This window comes from Hoeflea phototrophica DFL-43, from assembly GCF_000154705.2.
In the GTDB taxonomy this organism is placed as follows: domain Bacteria; phylum Pseudomonadota; class Alphaproteobacteria; order Rhizobiales; family Rhizobiaceae; genus Hoeflea; species Hoeflea phototrophica.
In genome coordinates this window covers 3,627,472-3,652,827 of record NZ_CM002917.1, presented here as the reverse complement: position 1 = coordinate 3,652,827, position 25,356 = coordinate 3,627,472, and the positions used below count along the sequence as shown (strand labels likewise).

21 protein-coding genes are annotated in these 25,356 nt (G+C 60.6%); 12 read left to right on the top strand and 9 right to left on the bottom strand.

The features are described from left to right. Nucleotides 1–39: 39 nt before the first annotated feature. Nucleotides 40–954, bottom strand: a complete 915-nt coding sequence (locus HPDFL43_RS17225) for a LysR family transcriptional regulator (RefSeq protein WP_007198673.1) — start codon at nt 952–954, stop codon at nt 40–42. Between the two features lie 144 nt (nt 955–1,098). Here HPDFL43_RS17225 and HPDFL43_RS17220 point away from each other — a divergent pair, with 144 nt between their 5' ends. Then, nucleotides 1,099–2,172 (top strand): tartrate dehydrogenase, encoded by a 1,074-nt coding sequence (locus tag HPDFL43_RS17220; RefSeq protein WP_007198672.1) that lies wholly within the window; start codon nt 1,099–1,101, stop codon nt 2,170–2,172. A 36-nt stretch (nt 2,173–2,208) separates the two neighbouring features. Here the strand turns inward: HPDFL43_RS17220 and HPDFL43_RS17215 are convergent, their stop codons facing one another. The 7 genes from HPDFL43_RS17215 to pdxR form a co-directional block, all read right to left on the bottom strand. Next, complete coding sequence (locus HPDFL43_RS17215) at nt 2,209–3,510, bottom strand: NAD(P)/FAD-dependent oxidoreductase (RefSeq protein ID WP_007198671.1); 1,302 nt, start codon at nt 3,508–3,510, stop codon at nt 2,209–2,211. A 4-nt stretch (nt 3,511–3,514) separates the two neighbouring features. Next, nucleotides 3,515–3,736 (bottom strand): hypothetical protein, encoded by a 222-nt coding sequence (locus HPDFL43_RS17210; RefSeq protein WP_007198670.1) that lies wholly within the window; start codon nt 3,734–3,736, stop codon nt 3,515–3,517. 30 nt (nt 3,737–3,766) lie between these two features. Continuing rightward, on the bottom strand, nt 3,767–4,624 hold the full coding sequence (locus HPDFL43_RS17205; RefSeq protein WP_007198669.1) for an ABC transporter permease: 858 nt from the start codon (nt 4,622–4,624) through the stop codon (nt 3,767–3,769). Next, nucleotides 4,624–5,490, bottom strand: coding sequence for an ABC transporter permease (locus HPDFL43_RS17200; RefSeq protein WP_040450433.1), 867 nt, complete (start codon nt 5,488–5,490; stop codon nt 4,624–4,626). The genes HPDFL43_RS17205 and HPDFL43_RS17200 overlap by 1 nt, the downstream gene beginning before the upstream one ends. 13 nt (nt 5,491–5,503) lie before the next feature. After that, nucleotides 5,504–6,616 carry an ABC transporter ATP-binding protein gene (locus tag HPDFL43_RS17195; RefSeq protein ID WP_007198667.1) on the bottom strand — a complete coding sequence of 371 codons (1,113 nt, stop codon included), beginning with the start codon at nt 6,614–6,616 and terminating at the stop codon, nt 5,504–5,506. A gap of 115 nt (nt 6,617–6,731) precedes the next feature. Continuing rightward, the gene (locus HPDFL43_RS17190; protein ID WP_007198666.1) at nt 6,732–7,808 is read right to left on the bottom strand and encodes an extracellular solute-binding protein; all 1,077 of its coding nucleotides are present in this window, start codon (nt 7,806–7,808) and stop codon (nt 6,732–6,734) included. Nucleotides 7,809–7,946: 138 nt separating this feature from the next. Continuing rightward, nucleotides 7,947–9,425 carry a MocR-like pyridoxine biosynthesis transcription factor PdxR gene (gene pdxR, locus HPDFL43_RS17185; protein ID WP_007198665.1) on the bottom strand — a complete coding sequence of 493 codons (1,479 nt, stop codon included), beginning with the start codon at nt 9,423–9,425 and terminating at the stop codon, nt 7,947–7,949. A 114-nt stretch (nt 9,426–9,539) separates the two neighbouring features. Between pdxR and HPDFL43_RS17180 the strand changes: the two genes are divergently transcribed. Together HPDFL43_RS17180 and HPDFL43_RS17175 are read left to right on the top strand one after the other, a co-directional pair. Continuing rightward, nucleotides 9,540–10,646 (top strand): mandelate racemase/muconate lactonizing enzyme family protein, encoded by a 1,107-nt coding sequence (locus HPDFL43_RS17180; RefSeq protein WP_007198664.1) that lies wholly within the window; start codon nt 9,540–9,542, stop codon nt 10,644–10,646. A 120-nt stretch (nt 10,647–10,766) separates the two neighbouring features. After that, a complete protein-coding gene (locus tag HPDFL43_RS17175; protein WP_007198663.1) occupies nt 10,767–11,360 on the top strand; it encodes a protein-methionine-sulfoxide reductase heme-binding subunit MsrQ in 594 nt (197 codons plus the stop codon). A 24-nt stretch (nt 11,361–11,384) separates the two neighbouring features. Here the strand turns inward: HPDFL43_RS17175 and HPDFL43_RS17170 are convergent, their stop codons facing one another. Next, nucleotides 11,385–12,248: a LysR family transcriptional regulator gene (locus tag HPDFL43_RS17170; protein ID WP_040450432.1), complete on the bottom strand. Its 864-nt coding sequence runs from the start codon at nt 12,246–12,248 to the stop codon at nt 11,385–11,387. Nucleotides 12,249–12,382: 134 nt separating this feature from the next. Between HPDFL43_RS17170 and HPDFL43_RS17165 the strand changes: the two genes are divergently transcribed. The 9 genes from HPDFL43_RS17165 (at nt 12,383) to HPDFL43_RS17125 (ending at nt 25,224) form a co-directional block, all read left to right on the top strand. Continuing rightward, nucleotides 12,383–14,830 (top strand): GcvT family protein, encoded by a 2,448-nt coding sequence (locus HPDFL43_RS17165; RefSeq protein ID WP_007198661.1) that lies wholly within the window; start codon nt 12,383–12,385, stop codon nt 14,828–14,830. A gap of 14 nt (nt 14,831–14,844) precedes the next feature. Then, entirely contained in the window at nt 14,845–15,894 is a 1,050-nt protein-coding gene (locus HPDFL43_RS17160; RefSeq protein WP_052093346.1) for an alcohol dehydrogenase family protein, read from the top strand. Next, on the top strand, nt 15,891–18,335 hold the full coding sequence (locus HPDFL43_RS17155) for a GcvT family protein (protein WP_007198659.1): 2,445 nt from the start codon (nt 15,891–15,893) through the stop codon (nt 18,333–18,335). Before HPDFL43_RS17160 ends, HPDFL43_RS17155 begins: the two co-directional genes overlap by 4 nt. Before the next feature lie 34 nt (nt 18,336–18,369). Next, nucleotides 18,370–19,950 carry a trimethylamine methyltransferase family protein gene (locus HPDFL43_RS17150; protein ID WP_156970319.1) on the top strand — a complete coding sequence of 527 codons (1,581 nt, stop codon included), beginning with the start codon at nt 18,370–18,372 and terminating at the stop codon, nt 19,948–19,950. Nucleotides 19,951–19,960: 10 nt separating this feature from the next. Beyond that, nucleotides 19,961–21,397 (top strand): aldehyde dehydrogenase family protein, encoded by a 1,437-nt coding sequence (locus HPDFL43_RS17145; RefSeq protein ID WP_007198657.1) that lies wholly within the window; start codon nt 19,961–19,963, stop codon nt 21,395–21,397. Nucleotides 21,398–21,441: 44 nt separating this feature from the next. Continuing rightward, entirely contained in the window at nt 21,442–22,341 is a 900-nt protein-coding gene (locus HPDFL43_RS17140; RefSeq protein WP_007198656.1) for an NAD(P)-dependent oxidoreductase, read from the top strand. 131 nt (nt 22,342–22,472) lie between these two features. Continuing rightward, nucleotides 22,473–23,618 carry a site-2 protease family protein gene (locus HPDFL43_RS17135; RefSeq protein WP_007198655.1) on the top strand — a complete coding sequence of 382 codons (1,146 nt, stop codon included), beginning with the start codon at nt 22,473–22,475 and terminating at the stop codon, nt 23,616–23,618. Nucleotides 23,619–23,701: 83 nt separating this feature from the next. Continuing rightward, nucleotides 23,702–24,070, top strand: coding sequence for a hypothetical protein (locus HPDFL43_RS17130; RefSeq protein WP_007198654.1), 369 nt, complete (start codon nt 23,702–23,704; stop codon nt 24,068–24,070). Nucleotides 24,071–24,210: 140 nt separating this feature from the next. Further along, on the top strand, nt 24,211–25,224 hold the full coding sequence (locus tag HPDFL43_RS17125) for a glycosyltransferase family 4 protein (RefSeq protein ID WP_007198653.1): 1,014 nt from the start codon (nt 24,211–24,213) through the stop codon (nt 25,222–25,224). The last annotated feature ends 132 nt before the right edge of the window (nt 25,225–25,356 follow it).

Below are 25,356 nucleotides of genomic sequence, written 5' to 3'. Positions count from 1 at the left end.
TCTGTATTGAGCCGGCGACAAGCTCGAAGCCGTTCGGATTCAGGCGGATGTCTCAAGCTCCTCCATGTGCTTGTCGAGTTCTGCGAGAAAGGCGTCCCTGGCCGGGACCCTGGTGTCGCGGAGCCAGACGGCTGACAGGGCAAGCTTGTTTCGGGCCGAACCGGCAGGGACGTCCAGCGGAACATAGGTGACGCCGCCGACCGCGAGGCGGGCAGTCCAGCGCGGAACGATTGCGAGGCCGACCCCGGAGCTTACAAGATTGACGATTGTCTGCTTTTCCTCGGCAATCTGGGCCACTCTCGCGGTCAGGCCTGCTTCGGCAAACAGCTTCATGGTGAGGTCGTGGCTATGGGGCCTGGACTTCCGGTCCGGCACAATGAGCGGCTGGTCCGCCATATCGCCGACCGACACCGTGGCGCGGGCCGCCAGCGGGTGACCATCCGGGATCGCCACGACAGCGGTCTCGAAAAACAGGTGCCTGGAGGCAAGCCTCGGATCGAGTGCTGCGGGCGGGCGAACAATTGCGATGTCGAGCCGTCCGGAGAGCAACTGCGGCAACAAGCGGATGGTCTTCTGCTCCAGCAGCTGAATATCGATCTCAGGATGGCTTTCGCGGAAATGGGAGAGCAGGCGGGGCATCAGCCCGGCAGCGGCACTGTCGATCGCTCCAACCCGGAGGACAGAGGCGGTGTCCGTCCGGGTCTGGCGGAACATGGCTTCGAGATCATTGGTGCGTTTGATGATCTCGCGCGCGGGCCCGACAAATCTGCTGCCCGCGTCGGTGAGTGAAACATTGCGCGTTGTCCGGTTCAAAAGCCGGCAGCCAAGGCTTTCCTCCAGCATTTTGATGTGCCGTCCAAGCGAAGCGGGCAGCATGTCGAGCGCCTGCGCCGCCTGACCGAAATGCAGGGTCTCAGCCACAGCGATGAAACAGCGAAGCTGGCGAAGGTCCAATTGGCAATCCTATTATGTCAATAATTTATATAAAAATGAGACATTGTTGTTGATCCGTCAAGCTGCGAGTTTCCGCGCCTAAAGCGCGGCGGCAGAACAAAACACTGGCCGCTTGCGAGTATCTGCTGTTTCAGGAGACCCGAAATGCGAACCCATAATATTGCTGCCATTCCCGCAGACGGCATCGGACCAGAGGTGATCGAAGCGGGCGCCGGCGTTCTGGCAGCTCTTGCCAGGCGCAATGGCAATGTCGATTACAAGCTCACATTTTTCGATTGGGGGTCGGACTATTACAAGAAGCACGGTGTGATGATGCCGGCCGATGGTCTGGAACAGCTCAAGCCGTTCGACGCCATTTATTTCGGCGCGGTCGGTGCACCGGACGTGCCGGACCACATCACGCTCTGGGGCCTGCGCCTGCCGATTTGCCAGGGGTTTGACCAGTATGCCAATGTTCGGCCGACAAAGATCCTTCCCGGCATCACATCCCCCTTGCGCAATGTCGGTGTCGGCGATCTCGACTGGGTCATCGTGCGCGAGAATTCGGAAGGCGAGTACTCCGGCCATGGCGGCCGTGCTCACCGCGGGCTTCCCGAAGAGGTCGGCACCGAGGTGGCGATCTTCACCCGCGTTGGTGTGACCCGGATCATGCGTTACGCGTTCAGGCTGGCGCAATCGCGTCCGCGGAAGTTGCTCACAGTTGTCACCAAGTCCAATGCACAGCGTTTTGGCATGGTGATGTGGGATGAAATCGCGTCCGAGGTGGCCCAAGAGTTTCCCGATGTGACCTGGGACAAGATGCTGGTGGACGCCATGACGGTGCGTATGACGCTCAATCCGCAAAGCATCGACACGATTGTCGCCACCAATCTGCATGCCGATATTCTCTCCGACCTTGCCGGTGCGCTGGCGGGAAGCCTCGGTGTTGCGCCGACGGCCAATATTGATCCGGAGCGCCGGTTCCCCTCGATGTTCGAACCGATCCATGGTTCGGCCTTCGACATCACCGGCAAGGGTATCGCCAATCCGGTCGCAACCTTTTGGACAGCGGCGCAGATGCTCGATCATCTCGGAGAGCATGAGTGCAGCCAGCGTCTGATGGCCGCGGTGGACCGGGTTTGTGAAGCTGGGATCATGACGCCGGATGTGGGTGGAACCGCGACGACCAAGGAGGTCACCGAGGCGATGATTCAGGCGATCTACGGTTCCAACACGTAAGATCTGTGTTGCCGTGACGAAACCCGGCCCTGGGGATCAAATGCCCAGGCGGTCGCGCAGGCGGAAGAAGGCCACGGACGGGGCCAGGAACCAGGGTGAGCCGGTGTAGAACGGCCGGGTCTGGAATTTCGTACGGCTGAAGGCACTTGGCGTTGCATCCAGGCCTGCCGCAGCCCGGCCGGTGCGCGCGCCGAGATAGCCCGCCATCCCGACACCCGAGCCGCAATAGCCCATGGCGTAGAACAACCCGTTGTCCTCGCCACAATGGGCGAGCGTGTCAAAGCTGAAGGCCACGGTGCCGGCCCAGGAATGGCTGATGCGTGTGGCGGCCAGTTCCGGAAACAGCCGGACCATCTCGTCGCGCAATTTCGGGCCGCTTTTGCGCGGATCGGTTTCCGACAATGATACGCGGCCGCCAAACAGCACCCGTTTGCGGTCGGGCGAGGGACGGTAATAATAGACCAGCTTGCGGGTGTCGGAGAGGATGCGGTTGGTTGGAAACAGGCGGTCCATAAGTTCGGCCGGAATCTCTTCCGTTGCGATCACATAGGAACCGATCGGGATGACGCGGCGGCAATGCCATGGTGTGAGAGCGCCTGTGTAGCCATTGGTGGCGACAATGACCTTGTCGGCGCGGATGCGGCCTTTCGCGGTCGTCACCTCAAAGCCCGCGCCGGTCCGCGTGATCTCCATTGCCCGGCAATGGCTGGTGATCTTCATACCTGTAGTGCGTGCGACGTTCAAAAGCCCCGCGTGGTATTTACCCGGATCAAGGCTCGCGTGGCGGGGAAACACGGCACCGCCATAATAGGCTTCGGTGCCCAGCTCGCTTGCCTGATCCGCGCGCGAAACCATATAGGCCCCGGTCTCGAAGCCCGGATGGTGGATCTCGCAGTCGCGGGCCAGCACATCATATTGCCGCGGCGTGTGTGCGCCATGAAAGCGGCCGACGACGGCGAAATCGCAGTTGATCTCTTCGTCGCGGACAAAATCGCTCACGTGATCGAGCGACGCCTGGCCTTCCTTGAGAAGATCTATGGCCAAGGCTTCGCCATGGCTTCTGCTCAGGGCCGCAAAAGAAGGCTTGACGCTGGTCGAGATCTGACCGCCATTTCGCGTGGAGCAGCCCCAACCAGCTGCTTCCGCGTCGATGACAACAGTGTCGAGCCCGGCGCGTGCCGTCTCGATAGCTGCATGCAATCCGGTGTAGCCGGCGCCGATGACAAGCACATCGGCCGAGCCCGGCAACTCGGTCTGGTCGGCGACCTGTTGCGGGCTTGCGTCCCACCAATAGGGAGTGGGTTTGAAATCGGGGCTGAAAACGGCGTTCCGGGTCATGGTCTCAATCTCCAGCGTGATCGGAAAGGATCATGTCGGCCCGGTCCGCTCTCATGTGGCAAGTGCCCGTCGGGTACAGCACGGTTCCGGAGCGGGCGCGAACATCGGCGATCAATTCCGCATCAGTTACCCGCTGCCGGCCGGGGCGAATTTCCGCATCAATGATGCCGATCGGCACACAGCCGCCCGAGCCCGAGCCGACGATAATGAAATCACGGGTCTGCATGGGTGTATCCAGCCGGAGCAATTGGCGCGGTCACGTCTTCGGCGGGTCGCGTTGAACCAGAACCGACACCAGCGCCAGCAGGGCGGATCCGATCATCAGGAAGAAAGAGACGGCATTGAGCACGGGCGTGGAGCCGACCTTGACCATGCGGTCATACATGGTGATCGTCAGCGGCGCTTCGGAACCGACCAGAAACAAGGTGGTGTTGAAGTTTTCAAACGACACAAGGAAGGCGACGATGCCCGCTGCCGCCATGGCCGGGAACAGGAAGGGCAGTGTGATGGTGCGCAGGACCCGCACCCGGCTGGCGCCGAGATTGTAGGCGGCCTCTTCCATCGACTGATCAAACTTGCGCAGCCGCGCCACGATCACCAGCGAAGTGATGGTGGTGATGAAGGAAAACTGCCCCAGAACAACCAGCACGATGCCTGGTCTGAGGAAGTCGAGATCGAGTGACAATGTCTCTTCAGCGCCATTGGCGATGGTGCTGGCCAGCAGCAGGATCGAAATGCCCAGGATCACGCCGGGGATCACCAGCGGCACGACCATCATGATGTAGAAGAAATCCTTGGCGGGGAAATCGCAGCGGACGAACAGGAATGCATTGCAGGTGCCGACGAACACCGAAAGCAGTGAGACGCCGGTTGCGATAACGAAGGAATAATAGAGCCCGCGCAGCAGCCGCCGGTCATGAAACATGCCGAGCTTGGGCTCGGTGTCATTGAAGAACCAGTCGAGCGTAAAGCCCTGCCAGGGCAGTGACGGAAACAGGGAATCGTTGAAGGCAAACACGCCGGCGGCCACCAGCGGCGCCGCCAGGAAGAGGAAGAAAGCTGCGACGTAAAGCCGGTAGCTTGTCAGGAAGATGGGGTTTGCCTTGATCGCCATCAGCTTTTTGCCACCGTCGAGTTGAGGGTCTGGCCTGACAGTTTCAGCCCGGCCCAGACCACCAGCGATGTGAAGGCCAGCAGCAGGAAGCCGAAGGCCGCACCCGATTCCCAATTGTAGCGGGTGATGAACTGGTCGTAGATCTGCTCGGTGAACCAGCTCGAATTCTTGCCGCCGAGCAGGATCGGTGTGAGGTAGCTGCCGGCGGTCAGCATGAACACCACGATACAGCCGGCGACGATGCCGGGCATCGCATAGGGGATGATGATCCGGCGCAAGACGGTGGGGCCGTTGCCCCCCAGATTGTACCCGGCCTCGATCATCGAATTGTCCATGCCATCAAGCGTCGACACCAGGGGCACGATCATGAACAGGATCACGGTGTAGACCAGTCCCATGATGACCGCGGCATCATTGTAGAGAAACTCGATCGGTGTGTTGATCAGGCCTGCCCATTGCAGGCTCGAGGAGACCACACCGGTTTCACGCAACAGCAGGATCCAGCCAAAGGCACGAATCAGGTCGCTGACCCAGAGCGGGATCAGGCACATCAGGAACAGCGCGCCGCGGGTGCGGTTGCCTGCGATCTTGGCGATGTAATAGGCGATCGGAAAACCCAGTAACAGGGCCAGAACGGTGACCAGCAGCGACATCGAGCCGGTGCGGATCAGCGTGTTCCAGTAGATCGGTTCAGTGAAAAAATTGATGTAATTCTCAAGGCCGAACTCATAGACGCGCGGCGCCACCTTCTCGCGCACAGAGATGTAGAACATGCCCAGATGCGGCAGAATGATCAGAAGCGCGATCCACAGCGCAAAGGGGGCAAACAGCAAAAACAGCGACAGCCGCTTGATGTCCTTTTGCATCATCGCGCGGCCCTCACGTCTTGAAGCTCATGGTCTGCGCCGCCGACCAGTTGAGCGTGACGTCGTCCTTGGGCTTGAGGTCCTCGGGACCGCCGGTCAGCACGACATCGGCCTCGATCAGTTCGCCGGCCCCGTCACGCACCAGAACGCGGCTGTTGGCGCCATTGAACAGGATGCTGTCGATCTTGCCTTCGATCAGATTGCCACCGTCAGCGCCCGATTGAGCGCCGCCACCGGCTCTGGTCGCGGTGATGAATTCGGGCCGCACGAAGGCGTTGACGGCATCGCCGACAGAGGGGCTGGTGCCGCCGCGGACCGATCCGCGCATCGTCAGCCCGGCCTCGGTTGCAACTTCGACAGTGTCGCCTTCGACCCTTGTGACCTTGCCGGCCCAACGGTTGGTGTCGCCGACAAAGCCTGCCACGAAGGCTGCGGCAGGGTTGTGGTAGAGCTCCTGCGGGGTGCCGATCTGGACAAATTTTCCCTCGTTCATGATTGCGACATTGTCGGACATGACGAGTGCTTCGGACTGGTCGTGGGTGATGTAGACGAAGGTGGTGTCGAACTGGTGCTGCAACAGCTTGAGTTCGATCTTCATGGCTTCGCGCAATTTGAGATCGAGGGCGCCCAGCGGCTCATCGAGCAGCAGCACGTCGGGATCGAGCACCATGCAGCGGGCAATGGCGATGCGCTGCTTCTGGCCACCCGAAAGCTGGCTGATCTCACGATTGGCAACGTCGGGCAGCGAGATGCGCTCGAGCACGTCATGCACCTTGGTGCGGATCACATCTTTCGAGGCTCCCGCGCAGCGCAGTCCGTAGGCGATGTTCTCGTAGACATTCATCATCGGGAACAGCGCGAGATGCTGAAACACCATCTTGACGTTGCGCCGGTTGGGCGGCGTGCCGATCACCGACTTGCCCTTGATCCGGATGTCGCCCGAAGACGGCGTTTCGAAACCGGCAATCATCCGCATCAGCGTGGTCTTGCCGCAGCCGGAGGGGCCGAGAATTGAAAAGAAGGAACCTTTGGGAATTTCGAAGGAGACATCATCAACGGCGCGAACGGTGCCAAAGTGTTTCCTGACGTCGAGGCATTCCAGGTCGTTGTCTGTGGTCGATTGCATCGAGCACCCAGTCATTGCGCGGGCATGGCCGCAAAAGTGGTGCGGCTGCGCATCGTTGTCACACGCAGCCGCTGTCAGTCCCCGCCCGCTCCTGACGAGCCGGCGGGTTCAGGGCTTATTCGGAGCCGGTGGCTGCCTTGATCTTCTCAAGCGTCTTGCCTTCCATGTCTTCCACGCCGGGAGGAATGTTGGCAAAGAACTTGAGGTTGTTGATGTCGGCCTCGGTGAAGGCGGCGTTGACGGCCATCTTCTTGTCGTCAGGCAGCATGTCCAGGCCGCCATTAACGGCTGCAATAGCACCGGTGCTGGCTGACATGATTTTCACGTTTTCCGGCTCGAGCACGAAGTTGATCCACTTGTAGGCGGCATCATCCGCTTCGCCCTTACGCGGAAACGCAAAGGTGTCGATCCAGGCTAGTGCGCCGGTTTTCGGCGGAACGAAAACGATGTCCTGGTTTTCACCGAAAAGCTTGTAGGCGGTGGAATCCCAGGTCTCGGACGCCACGATTTCGCCCGAGAGCATCATCGCGGAAAGGTCGTCGCCGCCCTTCCAATAGGCCTTGATGTTGTCCTTGCACTCGATGAGCTTGTCAGCGACCTTGTCGAGGATCTCCTGGTACTTGTCGAGATCGGCATAGGCTGCAAACGGATCTTCGCCCATGTCGAAGGCTGTGCCGAGAAGGATGGTGCGGCGGAGGCGCATCGAGGTCTTGCCCTTGTAGGCCGGATCGCACAGATCGCCCCATGCCTTGATGTCGGGCGCCATTGACTTGTTGGTCATCAGGCCGGAAGTGCCCCACTGATGCGGCACGGCATAGACCTCACCGTCGATCGTGGTGTTGGCCTTGACGCCATCAAGCAGGCTCGTCTGCATGGACGAGGTGTCGATCTTGGAGAGATCGAGCGGCTTGTAGATGTTGTATTCCTGCTGGGCCGCGAAGATGCGGTCATGGCTTGGCTGGGCCAGGTCAAAACCGGCGCCGCCAGTGGCGCGCAGCTTGGCGACCATTTCCTCGTTGTTGGAGAAGGTCACCTCGACGGTGATTTCGGGATATTTTGCTTCGAACTTCTTGACCAGTTCGTCAGGTGCGTAAGAGCCCCAGGTCAAAAGGCGGAGTGTTTCCGCCTGCGCCGGAACGGCTGCAAGCGCGGTCGCAGCCAAAAGGCCAGCGATTGCAATTCTTGTGATCATGATGTTCTCCCTGTGAAGTCTCTGAAAATTAGCGCGTATTGGCCGAAAATTAGCGTCGACAGAGATGAGCGTAACTGCTCATTGGACTGCAACGCATATCCAATATAGATATTTTTCCATACCAATTTGTGACGCCTGTCAGGTCTGCTCCAGCAAGGCGTTCAAGGTTTCGACACCTGATCTTATTTCAGCTTCGCTGGCGGCACCATAGCCGATGACAACACCTTTGCGTTCTATCGGCTCAAGACAATAGCGTCCGATGCCCGAAAGGGTCAGACCCCGCTCGGCGGCGGCGCTGACAAACGCCTCTTCCTTGCGCCCGGGCTCATTGAAAAAGCCGACGGTATGAAAGCCTGCCGAGGCGCGTTGAATCTGCAGGCTGGTGTCCAATCCAAGGGCGTGATGATGCAAGGCCTCATGCTGTTGCTTGTAGTGGTTTCGCATTGTGCGGATGTGGGTGGCGAAATGCCCCTCATCGATGAAGTCCGCCACCACCGCCTGCGGCCAGGTCGCCACCCCGCCGAGCGCTGCGGAGAAGATGCCCGAGACCGCATCGGCCATGTTTTGCGGGGCCACCAGATACCCCAGCCGCAGGGAGGGAAACAGCGTCTTGGAAAAAGTGCCGACATAGATCACCCGGCCATTGGTATCGATGCTCTTGAGCGTCGGAAGCGGCTGGTCACCGAAATAGAAATCACCGTCATAATCATCCTCGATGATGAACGCATTCGCAGTCTCGGCTGCGTTGAGAAGTGCCAGCCGCCGCGACAGGCTGAGAACACGGCTCAAGGGCTGCTGGTGGGACGGGGTGACAAAGGCGAGGCGGAAGTCTGGCGCCTTGGCCAGCCCGTCGGCGACATTGATGCCTTCGTCATCCACGGCCACAGGGACCAGGTCCGCGCCGCAAGCGATGAAGGCGTTGCGCGCGCCGATGGCTCCCGGATTTTCGAACCAGACCTTCTCGCCGCGGTCGAGCAGCATGCTTCCGATCACCGAGAAGGCCTGCTGTGCGCCGCCGGTGATGAAGACTTGTTCAGGGTCGCACTGAATGCCGCGGGTGGCATTGAGGTGAGATGCGATGGCTGCGCGAAGACGCGGATGGCCAAAGGAGTTGCCATATCCCATGACCGCATCGCGGTCTGATCTTAGATGCCGCGCCGAGAGCCGCGCCCATTGCGCCATGGGAAACGCATTGAGCGCGGGCAAGGCGGTGACAAATGCCTGGGACTTGTGCGGCAGCTGCCTGCGGTCTGCGAACAGGCGGTTTGCCTGGACCGCCGTGGGTGAAAGACGCAAGGGTTGCTTTGGTTCCGGGCCGGCGGTCCTCGCCGAGGAAGGCACGCGATCCTTGAGAGTGTGGCTGACAAAGGTGCCGGCGCCGATGCGGGATTCCAGCAGGCCTTCAGAGACAAGCCGGTCGACGGCATCGAGCGCGGTTGTGCGCGAGACCCCCAGCTCGCTGGCAAGGGTGCGGGTTGCGGGCAGCCGCTCGCCTCCGTTCAATCCACCCGAGAGAATGATGTCGCGCAGGCCCATATAGAGCTGAACGCTGATCTTGCGGTCAGAGCTTCGGTCGATCCGGATCGAAGAGAGAATTGCTCCGGCTTTGATCTTCAACAGGCCGCTCCGGTCAACGTCATAAATTGGACTGCAAGCTTTGCCATAATGGACCTTATCGCAAGTCCAATTGATCCGCTACGGGTGGGTCCCTTTTCCAAGCCGGGTGCGAAAATGAAAATTGCCGATATCGAGACCTTTGCCAATGAATTCGTCTGCTTCGTCAAAGTGACGACCGACAGCGGCGAGACGGGGTGGGGGCAGGTCGCGCCCTATTACGCGGACATCACCGCGCAGGTGCTGCACCGGCAAGTCGCACCTTACGCGCTTGGGAAACCGGCCCTGGATATCGATTACCTCGTCGATATCATTCCGGAAAAGGAGCACAAGTTCCCGGGTTCCTATCTGCGCCGCGCCCTTGGCGGGCTGGACACGGCGTTATGGGATCTGCGCGGACGGCTTGAGGGCAAGCCTGTGTGCGAACTGATCGGAGGCACGCCGGGCACGGTGAGGGCTTACGGGTCGTCGATGAAGCGTGACATTACGCCGAAAGACGAGGCGGCGCGGCTGAGCCGGCTGCGCGACCGGTTTGGCTTTGATGCCTTCAAGTTCCGCATTGGCGCCGAGTGTGGCCGCGGGCAGGATGAGTGGCCGGGCCGCACCGAGGAAATTGTCCCGACAATACGTGCTGCCATGGATGACAGTGTCGCACTGCTGGTGGATGCCAATTCCTGTTACGGGCCGGAGCAGGCCATCGAGGTGGGCAAGATGCTCGAGCAGAACGGTATCAGCCATTACGAGGAGCCATGCCCCTATTGGGAGTATGAGCAGACCCAGCAGGTGACCAATGCGCTTTCGATCGACGTGACCGGCGGGGAACAGGATTGCGAGTTGCAGAACTGGCGCCGGATGATCGAGATGAAGGCTGTCGACATCGTTCAGCCCGACATCTGTTATCTGGGCGGGATCACCCGCACGCTTCGGGTAGCGGAGATGGCGCACAAGGCCGGGCTGCCCTGCACGCCGCATGCGGCCAATCTTTCCATGGTGACGCTTTTCACCATGCATTTGCTGCGGGCGATCCCGAATGCCGGCAAATACCTCGAATTCTCCATCGAAGGAGAGGATTACTACCCCTGGCAGGATGATCTGTTCGTTGCGTCGCCCTACGAGATTGTCGATGGCAAGGCGACGGTGACCGATTTGCCGGGATGGGGTGTTGAGGTGAGCCCAACCTGGCTGGAGACATCGGCGCATCAGATCAGCACCTGGCAACGCTGACCGAAGCACAGCAGTGCCGTGCCTGCCTCGGCTTCATTACAAGAGTTTAACTAGGTTCTGATCCTTGGACCGATTACTCCTACCCGTGGCTTGGGAGCCACGAATTGAAGGAGTTTTCCGATGGGCCGGGTTTTGTCGTCGAAATATCTTTTCTGGGCAGTGCTGGCGCTGCCTGCCATTCCGATGTTGTTGGCGGTGATATCCGATCCGGGCAAAGCCGAGGGCCTGTTGCATCCGACCGGTGAGTTTGCCGCGCGTTTCATGATCATCGCGATGATGATCACGCCGCTCAGGATGATCTTTCCCAAGGCCGGATGGCTCAACTGGCTGATGCGCAGGCGCCGGCCCCTGGGCGTGGCAGCGTTTCTCTATGCGGTGCTGCACACGGTGTTTTACATCATGGAGAGCGGCGCGCTTCAGCCGATGCTCGATGAGTTCTGGCAGCTTGGAATCTGGACCGGCTGGCTTGCCTTTGCGATTTTCATCCCGCTTGGACTGACCAGCAACAATGCCTCGCAGCGGTGGCTGCTGGTTGGCTGGAAAACGCTGCAGCGGTTTGTCTATCCGGCTGCGGTGCTGACCTTGCTGCACTGGATCTTCGTGCACAACAATCTGGGCCCGGCGCTGGTTCACTTCATTCCGCTAGCGGCGCTGGAGGCCTGGCGGATCTGGAAAACCCTGTCGAACCATCCCGAGCAACGCATCGCTGTGTAGAGCAACTGGTTGGCCCAACCCTGCTCACCCCCGGCCGGGATCCGATCCGAGCTGCCTGCGAACGCTCTCAAGCAGGCGCCGGTGGACATGGGAGTGGCGGTTGCGCAGATGCATGGAGCAATAGACGCCCTGCGGAATGCGCGGGGCGTCCTCGACATAGTCAAAGTCCTGCGTTGCCACCAGATCTTCTGCCGATTCCTCAAGCACATAGGCTGAGCCGCCGAGCGATGACAAAAGACCGCAAACGGTGATGTTCTGTCCGCTTGAAAGCGGAGCCTCCGCGAGGTCCGCCATCATCGGATTGTGCACCTTTTCGAACGCCGGAGAGAACCGGGTGAAGATGTAGCTCTCGGGCTTGATCTCTGCGATGCGCCGGGCATTGGAACTGACAAGCCTGTACCCAATCTCGCCAATGAGCTCGTGGTGCAGATCCGGCATGTGCTTGGGTGTGAACATGATCGACAGATCCAGCTCGCCGGCCAGGAGATCGATGCTCATCTGGGTGGAAAAATCGAGATCTATGTAGAACGCGGCTTTGGGCAGGATGGCGCGAAAACCTGCAACCCAGTCGGCGATGTGGTTGGAGGCCAGATCATGCTGAATGCCGATGCGCATCGACTGGTCGAAATTGCCGGTGCTCTGCACGGATCGTCGGGCTTCGTTCCATTGGTGGCGCAGGGCGCGGGCATGGTCGAGCAAGCGGTAGCCGGCAGGTGTCGGCTGGGTGCCGGCGCGGCTGCGGGTGAAAAGCTTCTTGCCCAGCGTAGTTTCCAGCGTATGGATCCGTGCCGACACGGTTGACTGGGTCAGGTTCAGCCGATCGGCGGTGCGATTGAAGCTTTTTGTGTCCATAAGATCGAGAAACGTCTCCAACAATTCGATCTGCATGGCCATTCTCCCGGGATTTGCTGCTTTGCACCCTAATCGGATTTGTCGATTAATAATGGTCTTTGGACCCAATTGCGAACTGAAATTTCGGACTCAATACTCACTTTGGACGTGGTGATTTGAGGGAACGACAAGTGAGTGAGATTGCAGGGCAAGCGCGGGTCGTGATCATCGGCGGTGGAGTGGTCGGTGTGTCGGCGCTTTACCACCTGGCAAAGGCCGGCTGGACCGACTGTGTGCTGCTTGAAAAGAATGAGTTGACGGCGGGCTCCACCTGGCACGCGGCGGGCAATGTTCCGACGTTCTCGTCCTCCTGGTCGATCATGAACATGCAACGCTACTCGGCCGAGCTCTATCGCGGTCTGGCGGCGATGGTCGACTATCCGATGAATTATCATGTCACCGGTTCGATCCGGCTGGGCCATTCCAAGGAGCGGCTGCAGGAATTCCAGCGGGTGGCGGGCATGGGCCGCTATCAGGGCATGGATCTCGACATCCTCTCCCCCGAGGAAATCAAGTCCCGCTATCCGTTTGCCGAGATCCATGATCTCACCGGCGCGCTCTATGATCCCAATGATGGTGACATCGACCCGGCGCAGCTGACCCAGGCGCTGGCCAAGGGCGCGCGGGATCTTGGCGCGAAGATCTACCGTTTCTGTCCGGCTGCGGGAGTGCGGCGCGAAAATGACGAATGGGTGATCTCGACGCCCAAGGGCGAGATCCGCTGCGAATATGTGGTCAATGCGGCTGGCTACTACGCCCGCGAAGTGGGCAAATGGTTTGGCCGTGATGTGCCGATGATGGTGATGAGCCATCAATACATGCTGTTTGACGAGGTGCCTGAGGTGGCTGCCTGGACCGCGGAAACCGGCAACAAGCTGCCGCTGATGCGCGATGTCGACAGTTCCTACTATCTCCGGCAGGAAAAGAACGGCTTCAACCTCGGACCCTATGAGCGAAACTGCAAGGCGCACTGGATCACGCCGGATGATCCGATGCCCGAGGATTTCTCGTTCCAGCTCTATCCCGATGATCTCGAGCGGCTGGAATGGTACATCAATGATGCCTGTGAACGGGTACCGCTGCTCGGCACTGCCGGGCTGACCAAGAACATAAATGGTCCGATCCCCTACACGCCGGACGGCAACCCGCTGATCGGGCCGATGCCGGGCGTTCCCAATGCCTTCGAGGCCTGCGTGTTCACTTTCGGAATCTGCCAGGGCGGTGGTGCCGGGAAGGTGCTGGCGGAATGGATTATCGAGGGCGAGACCGAGTGGGACATGTGGTCCTGCGACCCCCGCCGCTTCACCTCGTTCTGTGATCAGGATTATTGCGTGGCCAAGGGCATGGAAGTCTATGGCCATGAATATGGCATGCATTTCCCCCATCACGCATGGCCTGCGGGCCGCAACAAGAAGCTCTCGCCGGTGCATGACCGGGTGGCAGAGCTTAGGGCGCAATTCGGCGCCTACAATGGCTGGGAGCGGGCCAACTGGTTTGCCCGCCCCGGTGATGATGTGAGCGAGGAGGCGACCCAGATCTGGAGCCGCGAAGGCGCCTGGTTCGAGGCGGTCCGTGAGGAGTGCCTTGCCGTGCGGGATGCCGCCGGAATTCTGGATCTTCCCGGCTTTTCGCGGTTCCGGGTCGAAGGAACCGGCGCCCGCGACTGGCTGTCGACGCTGATCACCGGTGTGGTGCCGAAGCCGGGCCGGATCGGGCTTGGCTATTTCGCCGATGCCCAGGGCCGGATCGTCACCGAAATGTCGATCATGGCCATGAGTGAGGATTTCTTCTTCCTGATCACCGCCGCGACGGCGCAATGGCATGATTATGAGTGGCTCCTGAAGCACCTGCCTGATGGTCTGAACATCAAGATCGAGGATGTGACCGAGCAGTTCTCCTGTCACATCCTGACCGGCCCGAAATCACGCGAGATCCTGTCGGGTATCACCGATGCAGATCTTGGGAAGCCATGGCTTACGCATCAGTCAGCCCAGGTGGCCGGGATCTGGTGTCAGCTGATCCGGGTTTCCTTCGCTGGAGAGCTTGGCTGGGAAATCCACTCCAAGGTCGAAGACACGCCGGCGGTGTTTGATGCTGTCATGGCGGCAGGCAAGCCGCACGGGCTCAAGCCCTTCGGGATGTTTGCGCTCAACTCGCTGCGTCTGGAGAAGAGCTACCGCGCCTGGAAGGGCGATCTGTCGACCGACTACACCGTGCTTCAAGGCGGGCTGGACCGTTTTGTCAAATGGGACAAGCCGGAATTTGTCGGTAAGCAGGCGCTTGAGGTCGAACGCCAGCAGGGTGTGTCCAAACGCTTTGTCACGCTGGTGATCGAGGCCGGAGACTGTGACGCGCCCTATATGTCAACGCTCTGGGATGGCAGCGAGGTGGTCGGTGAAACCACTTCGGGTGGCTGGGGCCACCGCATCGATAAATCCATCGCGCTGGGCATGGTGCGCCATGATCTGACTGCGCCTGGCACGAAGCTTGAGGTGGAGATTTTCGGTGAGCGCTTCGCAGCCACCGTTCAGGCGGATCAGCCGTTGTGGGATCCCTCAAATGAAAGGCTTCGTGGGTGAATCTGCCAAGCCTGATGAGCGCTGTTGAATTGACTGCCCATGGCGGGCCGGAAGTGTTGCGCTGCCGGGAGGATGTTGCCACGCCGGTGCCGCGTGACGGGGAAGTTCTGGTTCGGGTGATGGCCGCCGGTGTCAACAACACCGATATCAACACCCGGCTTGGCTGGTATGCAAAGGAGGCCAAGGGCGCCACCTCGGAAGGAGACGTCCATGCCGATGGCGCGTTTGCCGGTGCGCTGGACTTTCCGCGCATTCAGGGTGCCGAATTCTGCGGCCGGATCGTGGCGATCGGAGCGGGCGTCTCGGGCTGGTCGATTGGACAGCGGGTGGTCTGCCCGACCAACCAGTCTGAAGCAACCGATGCTGCGCCAACGGCCTATGTTGCGCTTGGGTCGGATTATGATGGTGCCTTTGCCCAGTTCTGCCGCGTGCCCGCCCGGCATCTTTACGACGTGACGGAATCGCAGCTCTCGGACACCGAGATTGCCGCAATGCCCTGTGCCTTCGGAACAGCGGAAAACCTGCTGACCAGAGCCCAGGTTGGCGAAGGGGATCGGGTTCTGGTCACCGGGGCTTCCGGCGGCGTCGGGCTGGCTGCAGTTCAACTGGCGAAACTGCGCGGCGCTGTTGTGACGGGCCAATGCGCAGCGTCCAAGGCTGATGCGGTTCGGGAAGCCGGTGCGGCGCACATTCTAGTGCGGGATGAAACCGCTGCTCCGAAAAGTCTGGATGTGGTGATCGATGTCGTCGGCGGTCCCGCCTTGGGCGGGTTCCTGGAGGCCCTGCTTCCAGCCGGGCGTTATGCGGTTTCCGGCGCCATTGCTGGGCCTGTCGTTGAGGCGGATTTGCGCACCATCTACCTCAATGATCTGACGATTTTCGGCTGCACCTATCAGCCGCCCTCGGTGTTCCAGCATCTGGTGGACCTGATCAACAAGGGGCTGATCCGGCCGCTGGTTTCCGCAACTTACCCATTGTTCGAGATTGCCCGGGCTCAGGCTGATTTCCTCTCCAAGCGCTATCCGGGAAAGCTTGTTCTTATCCCGCCGGAGTCCAATGCATGACCACACCTCCCACCCATGCACGTGCGGTTATCATTGGGGGCGGCGTGTCCGGCTGTTCGGTCGCCTATCATCTCGCCAAGCTGGGTTGGCGCGATATCGTGCTTCTCGAACGCAAGCAACTGACCTCGGGCACAACCTGGCATGCGGCCGGTCTGATCGGGCAATTGCGGGCGTCGATCAACATGACGCGGCTCGCCAAGTATTCCGCCGATCTCTACGTCAAGCTTGAGGAAGAAACCGGTGTTGCGACGGGGATGCGGCAATGCGGATCGATCACGGTGGCGCTGACGGAAGCGCGCAAGGAAGAGATTTACCGGCAGGCGTCGCTGGCACGGGCCTTTGATGTCGACGTTCAGGAAGTCGGGCCTGACGAAGTGTTGAAGATGTATCCGCATCTCAACATCTCCGACGTCAAGGCGGCGGTGCACCTGCCGCTCGATGGTCAGTGCGACCCCGCCAATATCGCCATGGCGCTGGCCAAGGGGGCGCGGCAGAACGGCGCCAAGATCATCGAGGGGGTAAAGGTCACCGCGGTCAACACTGCGGAGGGCAAGGTCACCGGTGTGAATTGGGAGCAGGGCGAAGAAGCAGGCACGATTGACGCGGACATCGTGGTCAATTGCGGCGGCATGTGGGGCCGCGATCTCGCCGCGCAATCCGGCGTCACGCTGCCGCTGCATGCCTGCGAGCATTTCTACATTGTGACCGAGGCGATTGAAGGCCTGTCGCGGTTGCCGGTGCTCAGGGTACCGGATGAATGCGCCTACTACAAGGAAGATGCCGGCAAGATGCTGCTCGGTGCCTTCGAGCCGGTCGCCAAGCCATGGGGCATGAACGGGATCAGCGAAGATTTCTGTTTTGACCAGCTGCCGGAGGATTTCGATCATTTCGAGCCGATCCTCGAGCAGGCGGTCAACCGGCTGCCGTTGCTCGCCACTGCCGGCATTCACACCTTCTTCAACGGGCCTGAGAGCTTCACGCCCGATGACAGCTACTATCTCGGCGAGGCACCGGAAGTCAGCGGTTATTGGGTTGCCGCGGGCTACAATTCCATCGGCATCGTGTCCTCGGGCGGTGCGGGCTTTGCACTGGCGCAGTGGATCAATGACGGCGAGCCGCCCTTCGATCTCTGGGACGTCGATATCAGGCGAGCGCAGCCGTTTCAGAAGAACCGGCATTATCTGCGCGAGCGGGTGAGCGAGACGCTCGGCCTGCTCTATGCCGATCATTTTCCCTACCGGCAGAAGGCAACGGCGCGCGGTGTGCGCCGGTCGCCGATCCATGAGCATCTGAAAGCCCGTGGTGCGGTGTTCGGCGAAACAGCCGGCTGGGAGCGGGCCAACTGGTTTGCCGACGAGGGGCAGGAACGGGAATACCGGTATTCGTGGAAGCGGCAGAACTGGTTTGAGAACCAGGCCAGGGAGCACAGGGCCGTGCGCGAGGCTGTCGGGCTGTTCGACATGACCTCGTTCGGAAAGATCCGGGTTGAGGGGCGGGATGCACTTTCGTTCCTGCAACGGCTTTGCGCCAATGACATGGACGTTGCGCCGGGCCGGATTGTCTACACCCAGATGCTCAATGCCCGCGGTGGCATCGAATGCGATCTGACCGTGACGCGGCTGACTGAAACCGCCTTCCTGCTGGTGGTGCCCGGCGCCACGCTGCAACGGGATCTCGCCTGGCTCCGGCGGCATGTTGGCGACAGCTTTGCTGTCATCACCGATGTCACCGCAGCAGAGGCCGTGCTATGTGTGATGGGACCGAATGCGCGGTCATTGCTCCAGGCTGTCAGCCCGAATGATTTCTCCAATGATGCGCATCCTTTCGGAATAGCGCGCGAGATCGAGATCGGGATGGGTCTCGCACGGGCGCACCGTGTCACCTATGTCGGCGAACTTGGCTGGGAGCTTTATGTCTCCAGCGACCAGGCCGCGCATGTGTTTGAAACGCTGGCCGAAGCGGGCGGCGATCACGGGCTGAAGCTCTGCGGGTTGCACACGCTCGATTCCTGCCGCATCGAAAAGGCTTTCCGGCATTTCGGCCACGACATCACCGACGAGGATCATGTGCTCGAGGCCGGTCTCGGTTTTGCGGTGAAGACCGGCAAGGGCGACTTCATCGGCCGCGATGCGGTGCTGGCCAAGCGCGAAGCCGGGCTCAGCCGCCGTCTGGTGCAATTCCAGCTCAGGGATCCCGAGCCTTTGCTGTTCCACAACGAGGTGATCGTGCGCGACGGCGAGATCGTCTCGATCATCACCTCGGGCAATTATGGCCATCATCTCGGTGGCGCCATCGGACTTGGCTATGTGCCCTCGGCGGGTGAAAGCGCCGCGGATGTTCTGGCATCCAGCTATGAAATCGAGATTGCGGGCGAACGCCATCAGGCGATTGCGTCGCTCAAACCGCTCTACGACCCCGGCGCGCTCCGCGTCCGGATGTGAATTGGAATTTGCTTCGGACCCAATGGAGACCGCAATGGAACCAACACTTGAGCCACTGGCTGATACCTTGATCGAGGCACCGGTCGCGGAAAAACAGGGACGCCGCTCCGGCGGTCGTGCGGGACGTGTCGCTGTCCGCACGGCCCCTCTCGCCGCTAATCTCAGGCCGGTCCGGCCCGGTATGAGTGGTGGCCAGTATTCGGCGCTCAGTGAGGCCAATGTTCTGCGCATCCATGAGGCAGCGCTCGACGCGCTTGAAACCATCGGCCTGTCGCAGGCACCGCCCTCGGGCATCGAGATCATGACCGGGGCCGGTGCGATCCTCGGCGATGACGGGCGGCTCCGGTTTCCGCGCGCGCTGGTCGAGGACATGCTGGCCTTGGCAAAAAAGGATGTGGTGCTGCATGGCCGCGATCCTGCCTATGACCTCGATCTCTCGGGCACACGGGTGCATTACGGCACAGCCGGCGCCGCGGTGCATGTGGTGGATGTCGAAACCCGGACCTACCGCGAATCCACCGCCAAGGATCTGTTTGAGGCGTCGCGGATCACCCATGCGCTGGACAATGTCCATTTCTTTCAGCGCGCCATGGTCTGCCGCGATGTGGTGGACAATTTCGAGATGGACATCAACACGCTCTATGCCTGTTGCGGCGGCACCACCAAGCATGTCGGGACCAGCTTCTCCGATCCGTCCCATATTGCCGGCTGCATGGATTTTCTTCACACGGTGGCAGGCGGGGAAGAGGCATGGCGTGCTAGGCCGTTCGTCTCCAATTCCAACTGCTTCGTGGTTCCGCCGATGAAATTTGCGGAAGAGAGCTGCATCACCATGGAGAACTGCATCCGTGCGGGCATGCCGGTGCTGCTATTGTCAGCCGGGCAGGCGGGCGCAACCGCGCCGGCGCCGCTCGCTACCGCGATCGTGCAGGCGGTGGCCGAATGCCTGGCGGGCGTTGTCTATGTCAATGCCATGGCGCCGGGCCATCCGGCGGTGTTCGGCACCTGGCCGTTCGTGTCCGACCTTCGTTCGGGGGCAATGTCGGGCGGATCGGGCGAGCAGGCGCTGCTGACTGCGGGCTGTGCCCAGATGCACCGGTTCTATGGCCTGCCGGGTGGCGCGGCTGCGGGCATTGCCGATTCCAAGCTGCCCGACATGCAGGCCGGTTGGGAGCAGGCGACCTCAAACGTCATGGCGGGGTTGAGTGGGCTCAACATGGTCTATGAGTCCGTCGGTATGCATGCGTCGCTGCTGGGGTTCTGCATGGAATCGCTGGTGCTTGGCGATGATATGCTGGGCCAGGTGCTGCGCTGCGTCCGCGGGATCGATGTGACCGAGGACAGCGTTAGTCTGGAAGCAATGCGGGAAGTTTGTCTGGAAGGGCCGGGGCATTACCTCGGGCATTCCCAGACGTTGAGCGTGATGCAGACCGAATATATCTATCCGGTGCTCGCTGACCGGACCAGCCCGAAAGAGTGGGTGGAGATTGGCAAACCGGATCTGGTGCAGAAAGCCATTGCCCGAAAGAACCGAATCCTTGATCAATCAACTGTACCGCTGTTTGATCCTGTGACCGACGCAGCTCTCAGGGCGGCCTTCAACATTTATATTTAAAGGCAGTTTCATGGCGATCAGCGACAATACCGGGCGATTCTACATCAATGGCGAATGGGTTTCGCCATCATCGGGCGCGTCGTTGCTGGATGTGATCAATCCCGCAACGGAAGCCAGCGTGGCCAAGGTCGCAATCGGCAGCCCTGAGGACGCTGAGAAGGCGATCATGGCGGCACGTGCCGCTTTCGCAGGCTTCAGCGCGACCAGCAAGGATGATCGCCTTACGCTTCTGCGCCGGATCCGCGATGTTTACGAAGCGCGAATTGAGGAGATCGCTGACGCCATCACCATGGAAATGGGAGCGCCCGCGGGTATGGCGCGGTCCGACCAGGCAGGTTCCGGCCTCGGACATATCGAGGCGACCATAACAGCGCTTGAGAGTTTTGCGTTCGAGGAGCAGCGCGGAACCACCCGGATTGTGAAAGAGGCCATCGGGGTCGCCGGCCTGATCACGCCGTGGAACTGGCCGATGAACCAGATTGCCTGCAAGGTGGCGCCGGCGATCGCTGCTGGCTGCACCGTGGTGCTCAAACCGAGCGAGATCGCGCCATTGAGCGGGATCGTGTTTGCCGAGATCATGCACGAGGCCGGTGTGCCTGCGGGCGTGTTCAATCTGGTCAATGGTGATGGACCCGGTGTTGGGCAGGTGCTGAGTTCGCATCCCGAAATCGACATTGTCTCGTTCACCGGGTCGACGCGGGCGGGGATCCTGGTGGCCAAGTCAGCCGCCGATACGGTCAAGCGGGTGGCGCAGGAACTCGGCGGGAAGTCGCCCAACATTATCCTGGATGATGCCGAGCTTGAAGCCGCCGTCAAAACCGGTGTCGAGCTCTGCTTCGGCAACAGCGGCCAGTCCTGTGATTCACCGACCCGGATGCTGGTGCCCGAGGGCCGCCATGAAGAGGCCCTTGCCATTGCCAAGCAGGCTGCCGAAGGGCTTGTGACGGGTGATCCGCTGGCGGCGGATACCGATCTCGGTCCGGTGATCAGCCAGGTCCAGTATGACAAGATCCAGGCGCTGATTGCCTCGGGCATTCAGGACGGGGCCACTCTGGTGAGCGGAGGACGCGACAAGCCCGACGGGCTCAACCAGGGCTATTATGTCAAGCCGACAGTGTTTGGTGCTGTCACGCATGACATGCGGATCGCGCGCGAGGAAATTTTCGGTCCTGTGCTCGCCATCATGCCCTATGGCAGCGAGGACGAGGCCGTGCGGATTGCCAATGACACGGTCTATGGGCTCGCGGCCTATGTGCAGTCAGGCGATCTGGACCATGCGCGCTCAATCGCCCGGCAGATGCATGCCGGCCAGGTGCATATCAACTACCCCGACTGGGACATGTTCGCGCCATTCGGCGGCTACAAACAATCGGGCAACGGCCGTGAATATGCCGATTGGGGCATGCACGACTATCTCGAAACCAAGGCGCTGATCGGCCACGGCTAGCGGCGTCAGCATTCTCACAAAGCTTCAAAATCAGGGACGGACAAATGCGCTACGGATTTATCGGGCTGGGCAATCTTGGCGGCCATCTGGCCGTAAGCATGCTCAAAGCGGGCTTCGAGGTTACGGTCAATGACCTCGATCCATCGCTTGGCAAACGCCATGTCGACATGGGCGGCGTCTGGGCGGCGACGCCGGCGGAGTTGGCACGCGACTGCGACGCCATCGTCACTTGCCTGCCGTCGCCGGCAGTGTCTGAGAAGGTGCTCATGGAGGTCCTGACAACGGCTAAGGCCGGGTCCACCTGGATCGAGATGTCAACGCTCGGCCGGGACGAGATCCTGCGGCTTGGGGAGGTCGCAGCCAAAAAGGGGGTGCGCACCATGGAACTGCCGGTGACCGGCGGCGTGCATCTGGCGGCGCAAGGGCAGATCACCATGCTGGCGGGCGGCGACAAGGACCTGTTCGACCTGCACCTGCCGGCGCTGCAGGCGATGGGCAACCAGATCTTCCACATGGGGCCGCTCGGCAATTCCTCGATCATCAAGGTGATCACCAACATGCTGGCCTTCATTCATTTGAAGGCCTGCGGCGAGGCGCTGATGCTGGCCAAGCGTGGCGGTCTTGATCTCGCTCAGGCCTGGGCGGCGATCAAGGCGTCGTCGGGCAATTCCTTCGTGCACGAGACCGAGGGCGCGCTGATCCTCAACGGATCCTACGACATTGCCTTCAACATCGACCTGGCGCTCAAGGATCTCGGCTTTGCGATGGAATTCGGCCGGGAATTCGGCGTGCCGCTGGAACTGGCCTCGATGACCGAGCAGACCTATGTCGAGGCCAAGGCGGCCTATGGCGGAGACGCGCAGTCGCCGATGATCGCCAAGCTGCTTGAAGACCGCTTGGGCACCGACCTGCGCGCCGACGGATTTCCCGCACGGCTGGAGTAGGCTTGATTCCCAGGCGGGGAACACCCTGGATGGCCTCTTCTTGAGGTGGCCAGCCAGCGAGATGATGTCGATCAATACCGGTGGGTCCGGTCTGGTGCATGATGCCCGGGTCAGAGCGACTGGGAGATGTCATGTTCAAGAATGCTGTTCAGATTTTCGAGATATTCGGTTTCAAACTCAAGGTCGATCCAAGCTGGTTGCTGATCGCTGCCCTGATTGTCTGGAGCCTGTCGACATCCTATTTCCCCCAGGTTCTTCCGGGGCTCTCGGGCTCGTTCTACACCGTGCTCGGCATTGTCGCGATGCTGGGCATGTTCGCTTCGCTGATCCTGCATGAGTTGTCGCATTCGCTGATTGCCCGGTCCCATGGTCTGGGCGTGGGCGGCATCACGCTTTTCATTTTCGGAGGCGTTGCCGAACTTGAAGAAGAACCACACGATCCGAAATCCGAGTTCCAGATCGCCATTGCCGGGCCGCTGATGAGCCTGCTGCTTGCGGGCTTCTTCAATATTGCATCAAGCCTGTCCGGCGGTGGTCCGGATGCCAGCATCGCTGGCGCCGTGTTCGGCTATCTGGCGCTGATCAATCTTGTTCTGGCTGTTTTCAATCTGTTTCCGGCGTTTCCGCTTGATGGCGGGCGGATGTTGCGCGCGGTGATCTGGGGTGTCACCGGCGATCTGTTGCGGGCCACCCGGATCTCGAGCCGTATCGGTACATTCTTCGGCCTGTTCCTGATGGTGAGTGGCGCGCTGGCGGTGTTTGGCGGGCAGGGCGTGGGAGGCTTCTGGCAAATTCTGATCGGGTTCTTCATCCTCAACGCCTCCAGTGGCAGCTACCAGAACCTGCTGATCAAGGCGGCGTTGCGTGGCAAGACGGCGCGGGTGCTGATGAGTGAAACGGTCTGGACGGTCGCCTCCGATGCGACGATTTCCGAACTGGTGGATGATGTGATGCTGCGCCATGGCGTCAGCTTCGTCCCGGTGCTGTCTGGTGAGCGGCTGTTGGGCTATGCCGACATTGCCGGGGCGAGATCGGTCGACCGTGCAGATTGGGCAACAAAGCAGGTGCAAGAGATCACCGTGCCGCTTGGGCCTGACAATTCGGTTGCACCGGATGCCCCGCTTGAAGCTGTTTTCAAATCACTGGCCACGGCCGCGCGGCGCAAGTTGCTGGTTGTCCAGGGCGATCAGCTGCTTGGTGTGATTTCGCTGTCCGATCTCACCCATCATCTGGCGTTGCAGCAGGAACTGGGTCCGAAGATTCGCAGCCAGTCTTGATCTTGGTCAACGCCAGCCCGGTCAATCCGGATGATGGTAGGCGACGGAGCCGGAAACCGAGTTCAAACAGATGGGAGACCAGCGTGATCAATGGCCTGACCGACGTATTCACCAAGGTGTTGCAGGCGAATACCCTGGATGCCGGCCTCTACCAGGATGTCATCAGTGCGCTTCAGTCTGCGTTTCCTGACGAAAATTTCGGCGAATCCGGTCCCTTGGCCGACCGCCACCCGACGGAGGCCGTCTTGCATCTGGTCAACACGCATCTTCCCGATTGGTCGATTGTGCTCAAGGGAACGGCGCGTGAGGGGGATGGCGAATGGACGTGCACGCTCAGGCAATCCGACTTGCAAGACAATGACGCAATGCTGGGCAATGGCGCAGGCCCAACCTTGGCACTGGCGATGCTGATCGCCTTTCTCAAGCTGAGTGTCTTCAGAGCGTCACAGTAGCGGTTTAGGGACGGGCTCCGAGCCTCGGGCTGCCGGAAATCTGGTGTTTGCAACAGGCGGAACCGGTGTTGATCAACGCTCATGGCGAAGCTAAGAGGTGTCATCCGTGATCACGGCCCACAGCTCAAGCGGACCGGTGTATGCCCAAATTGCTCATAGTCACCGATGCCTGGCGGCCGCAGATCAATGGTGTCGTGCGTTCGATCGAACATCTGGTCCGCGATCTGGAAGCGCTGAATGTCGAAGTCGACATTCTTTCACCGGCGGAGTTTCGCACCGTTCCGATGCCGGGCTATCCTGAAATCCGGCTGGCGCTGGCCACGCCCTGGCGGGTTTCGAGGCGCATCGCGCAATCGGCGCCTGACTTCATCCAGATTGCCACCGAAGGGCCGCTTGGCATGCTGGCGCGCTTGGTCGCGCGCAAACAGGATGGCTACACGACCAGCTATCACACCCGCTTTCCAGAATATGTTTCCGCACGGTTGCCGGTTCCCGAGGCCTGGATGTATGCGGTCATGCGACGCTTTCACAATTCCGGGCGAGGGTGTTTTGTGGCCACAGAATCCCTGCGCAGGGAGCTCGCCGGCAAGGGATTTGAAAACCTGCACATCTGGTCGCGCGGTGTCGACACCACGCTTTTCAATCCGGACTATCCGCCACCGCTCGATTTGCCGCGTCCGGTTTTTCTGCATGTCGGGCGGATGGCGGTGGAGAAGAATGTCGAGGCTTTTCTGGAGATGGATCTGCCCGGTAGCAAGCTGGTGGTCGGGGACGGGCCGCAACTCGATGATTTCAGAGCGCGCTATTCCGATGTGACCTTCACCGGTGCAAAATCCGGGCGGGAGCTTGCGGCGCTTTATGCGATGGGCGATGTGTTCGTGTTTCCCTCACGCACCGACACGTTCGGTCTTGTGCTTCTGGAGGCGCTGGCTTCGGGGGTTCCCATCGCCGCCTATCCGGTCACCGGCCCCAAGGACATCATTGGCGAGAGTGCAGCGGGCATTGTCGACGAAGATCTTCGCAAGGCGGCGTTGGCCTGCCTTGATCTTTCCCGGGATGACGCAAGAGACCGGGCGATGGCGTTTTCTTGGCAAGCCTGTGCGCGCCAGTTCATGGATGCCGTCTACAAGAGTTACGGTATCGACCGGCCCTGAATCCGGCGGTCATTTTCCACCATCGTGTCCCCAGGCACCTTTGTCCTCGTCGAGGGGATTGCAAGAACTTGCAGTGGGCCCGGCGGCAAGGCTTAACCTAATGGTGCTAGTCAGAGCCGCAACACCATTCTG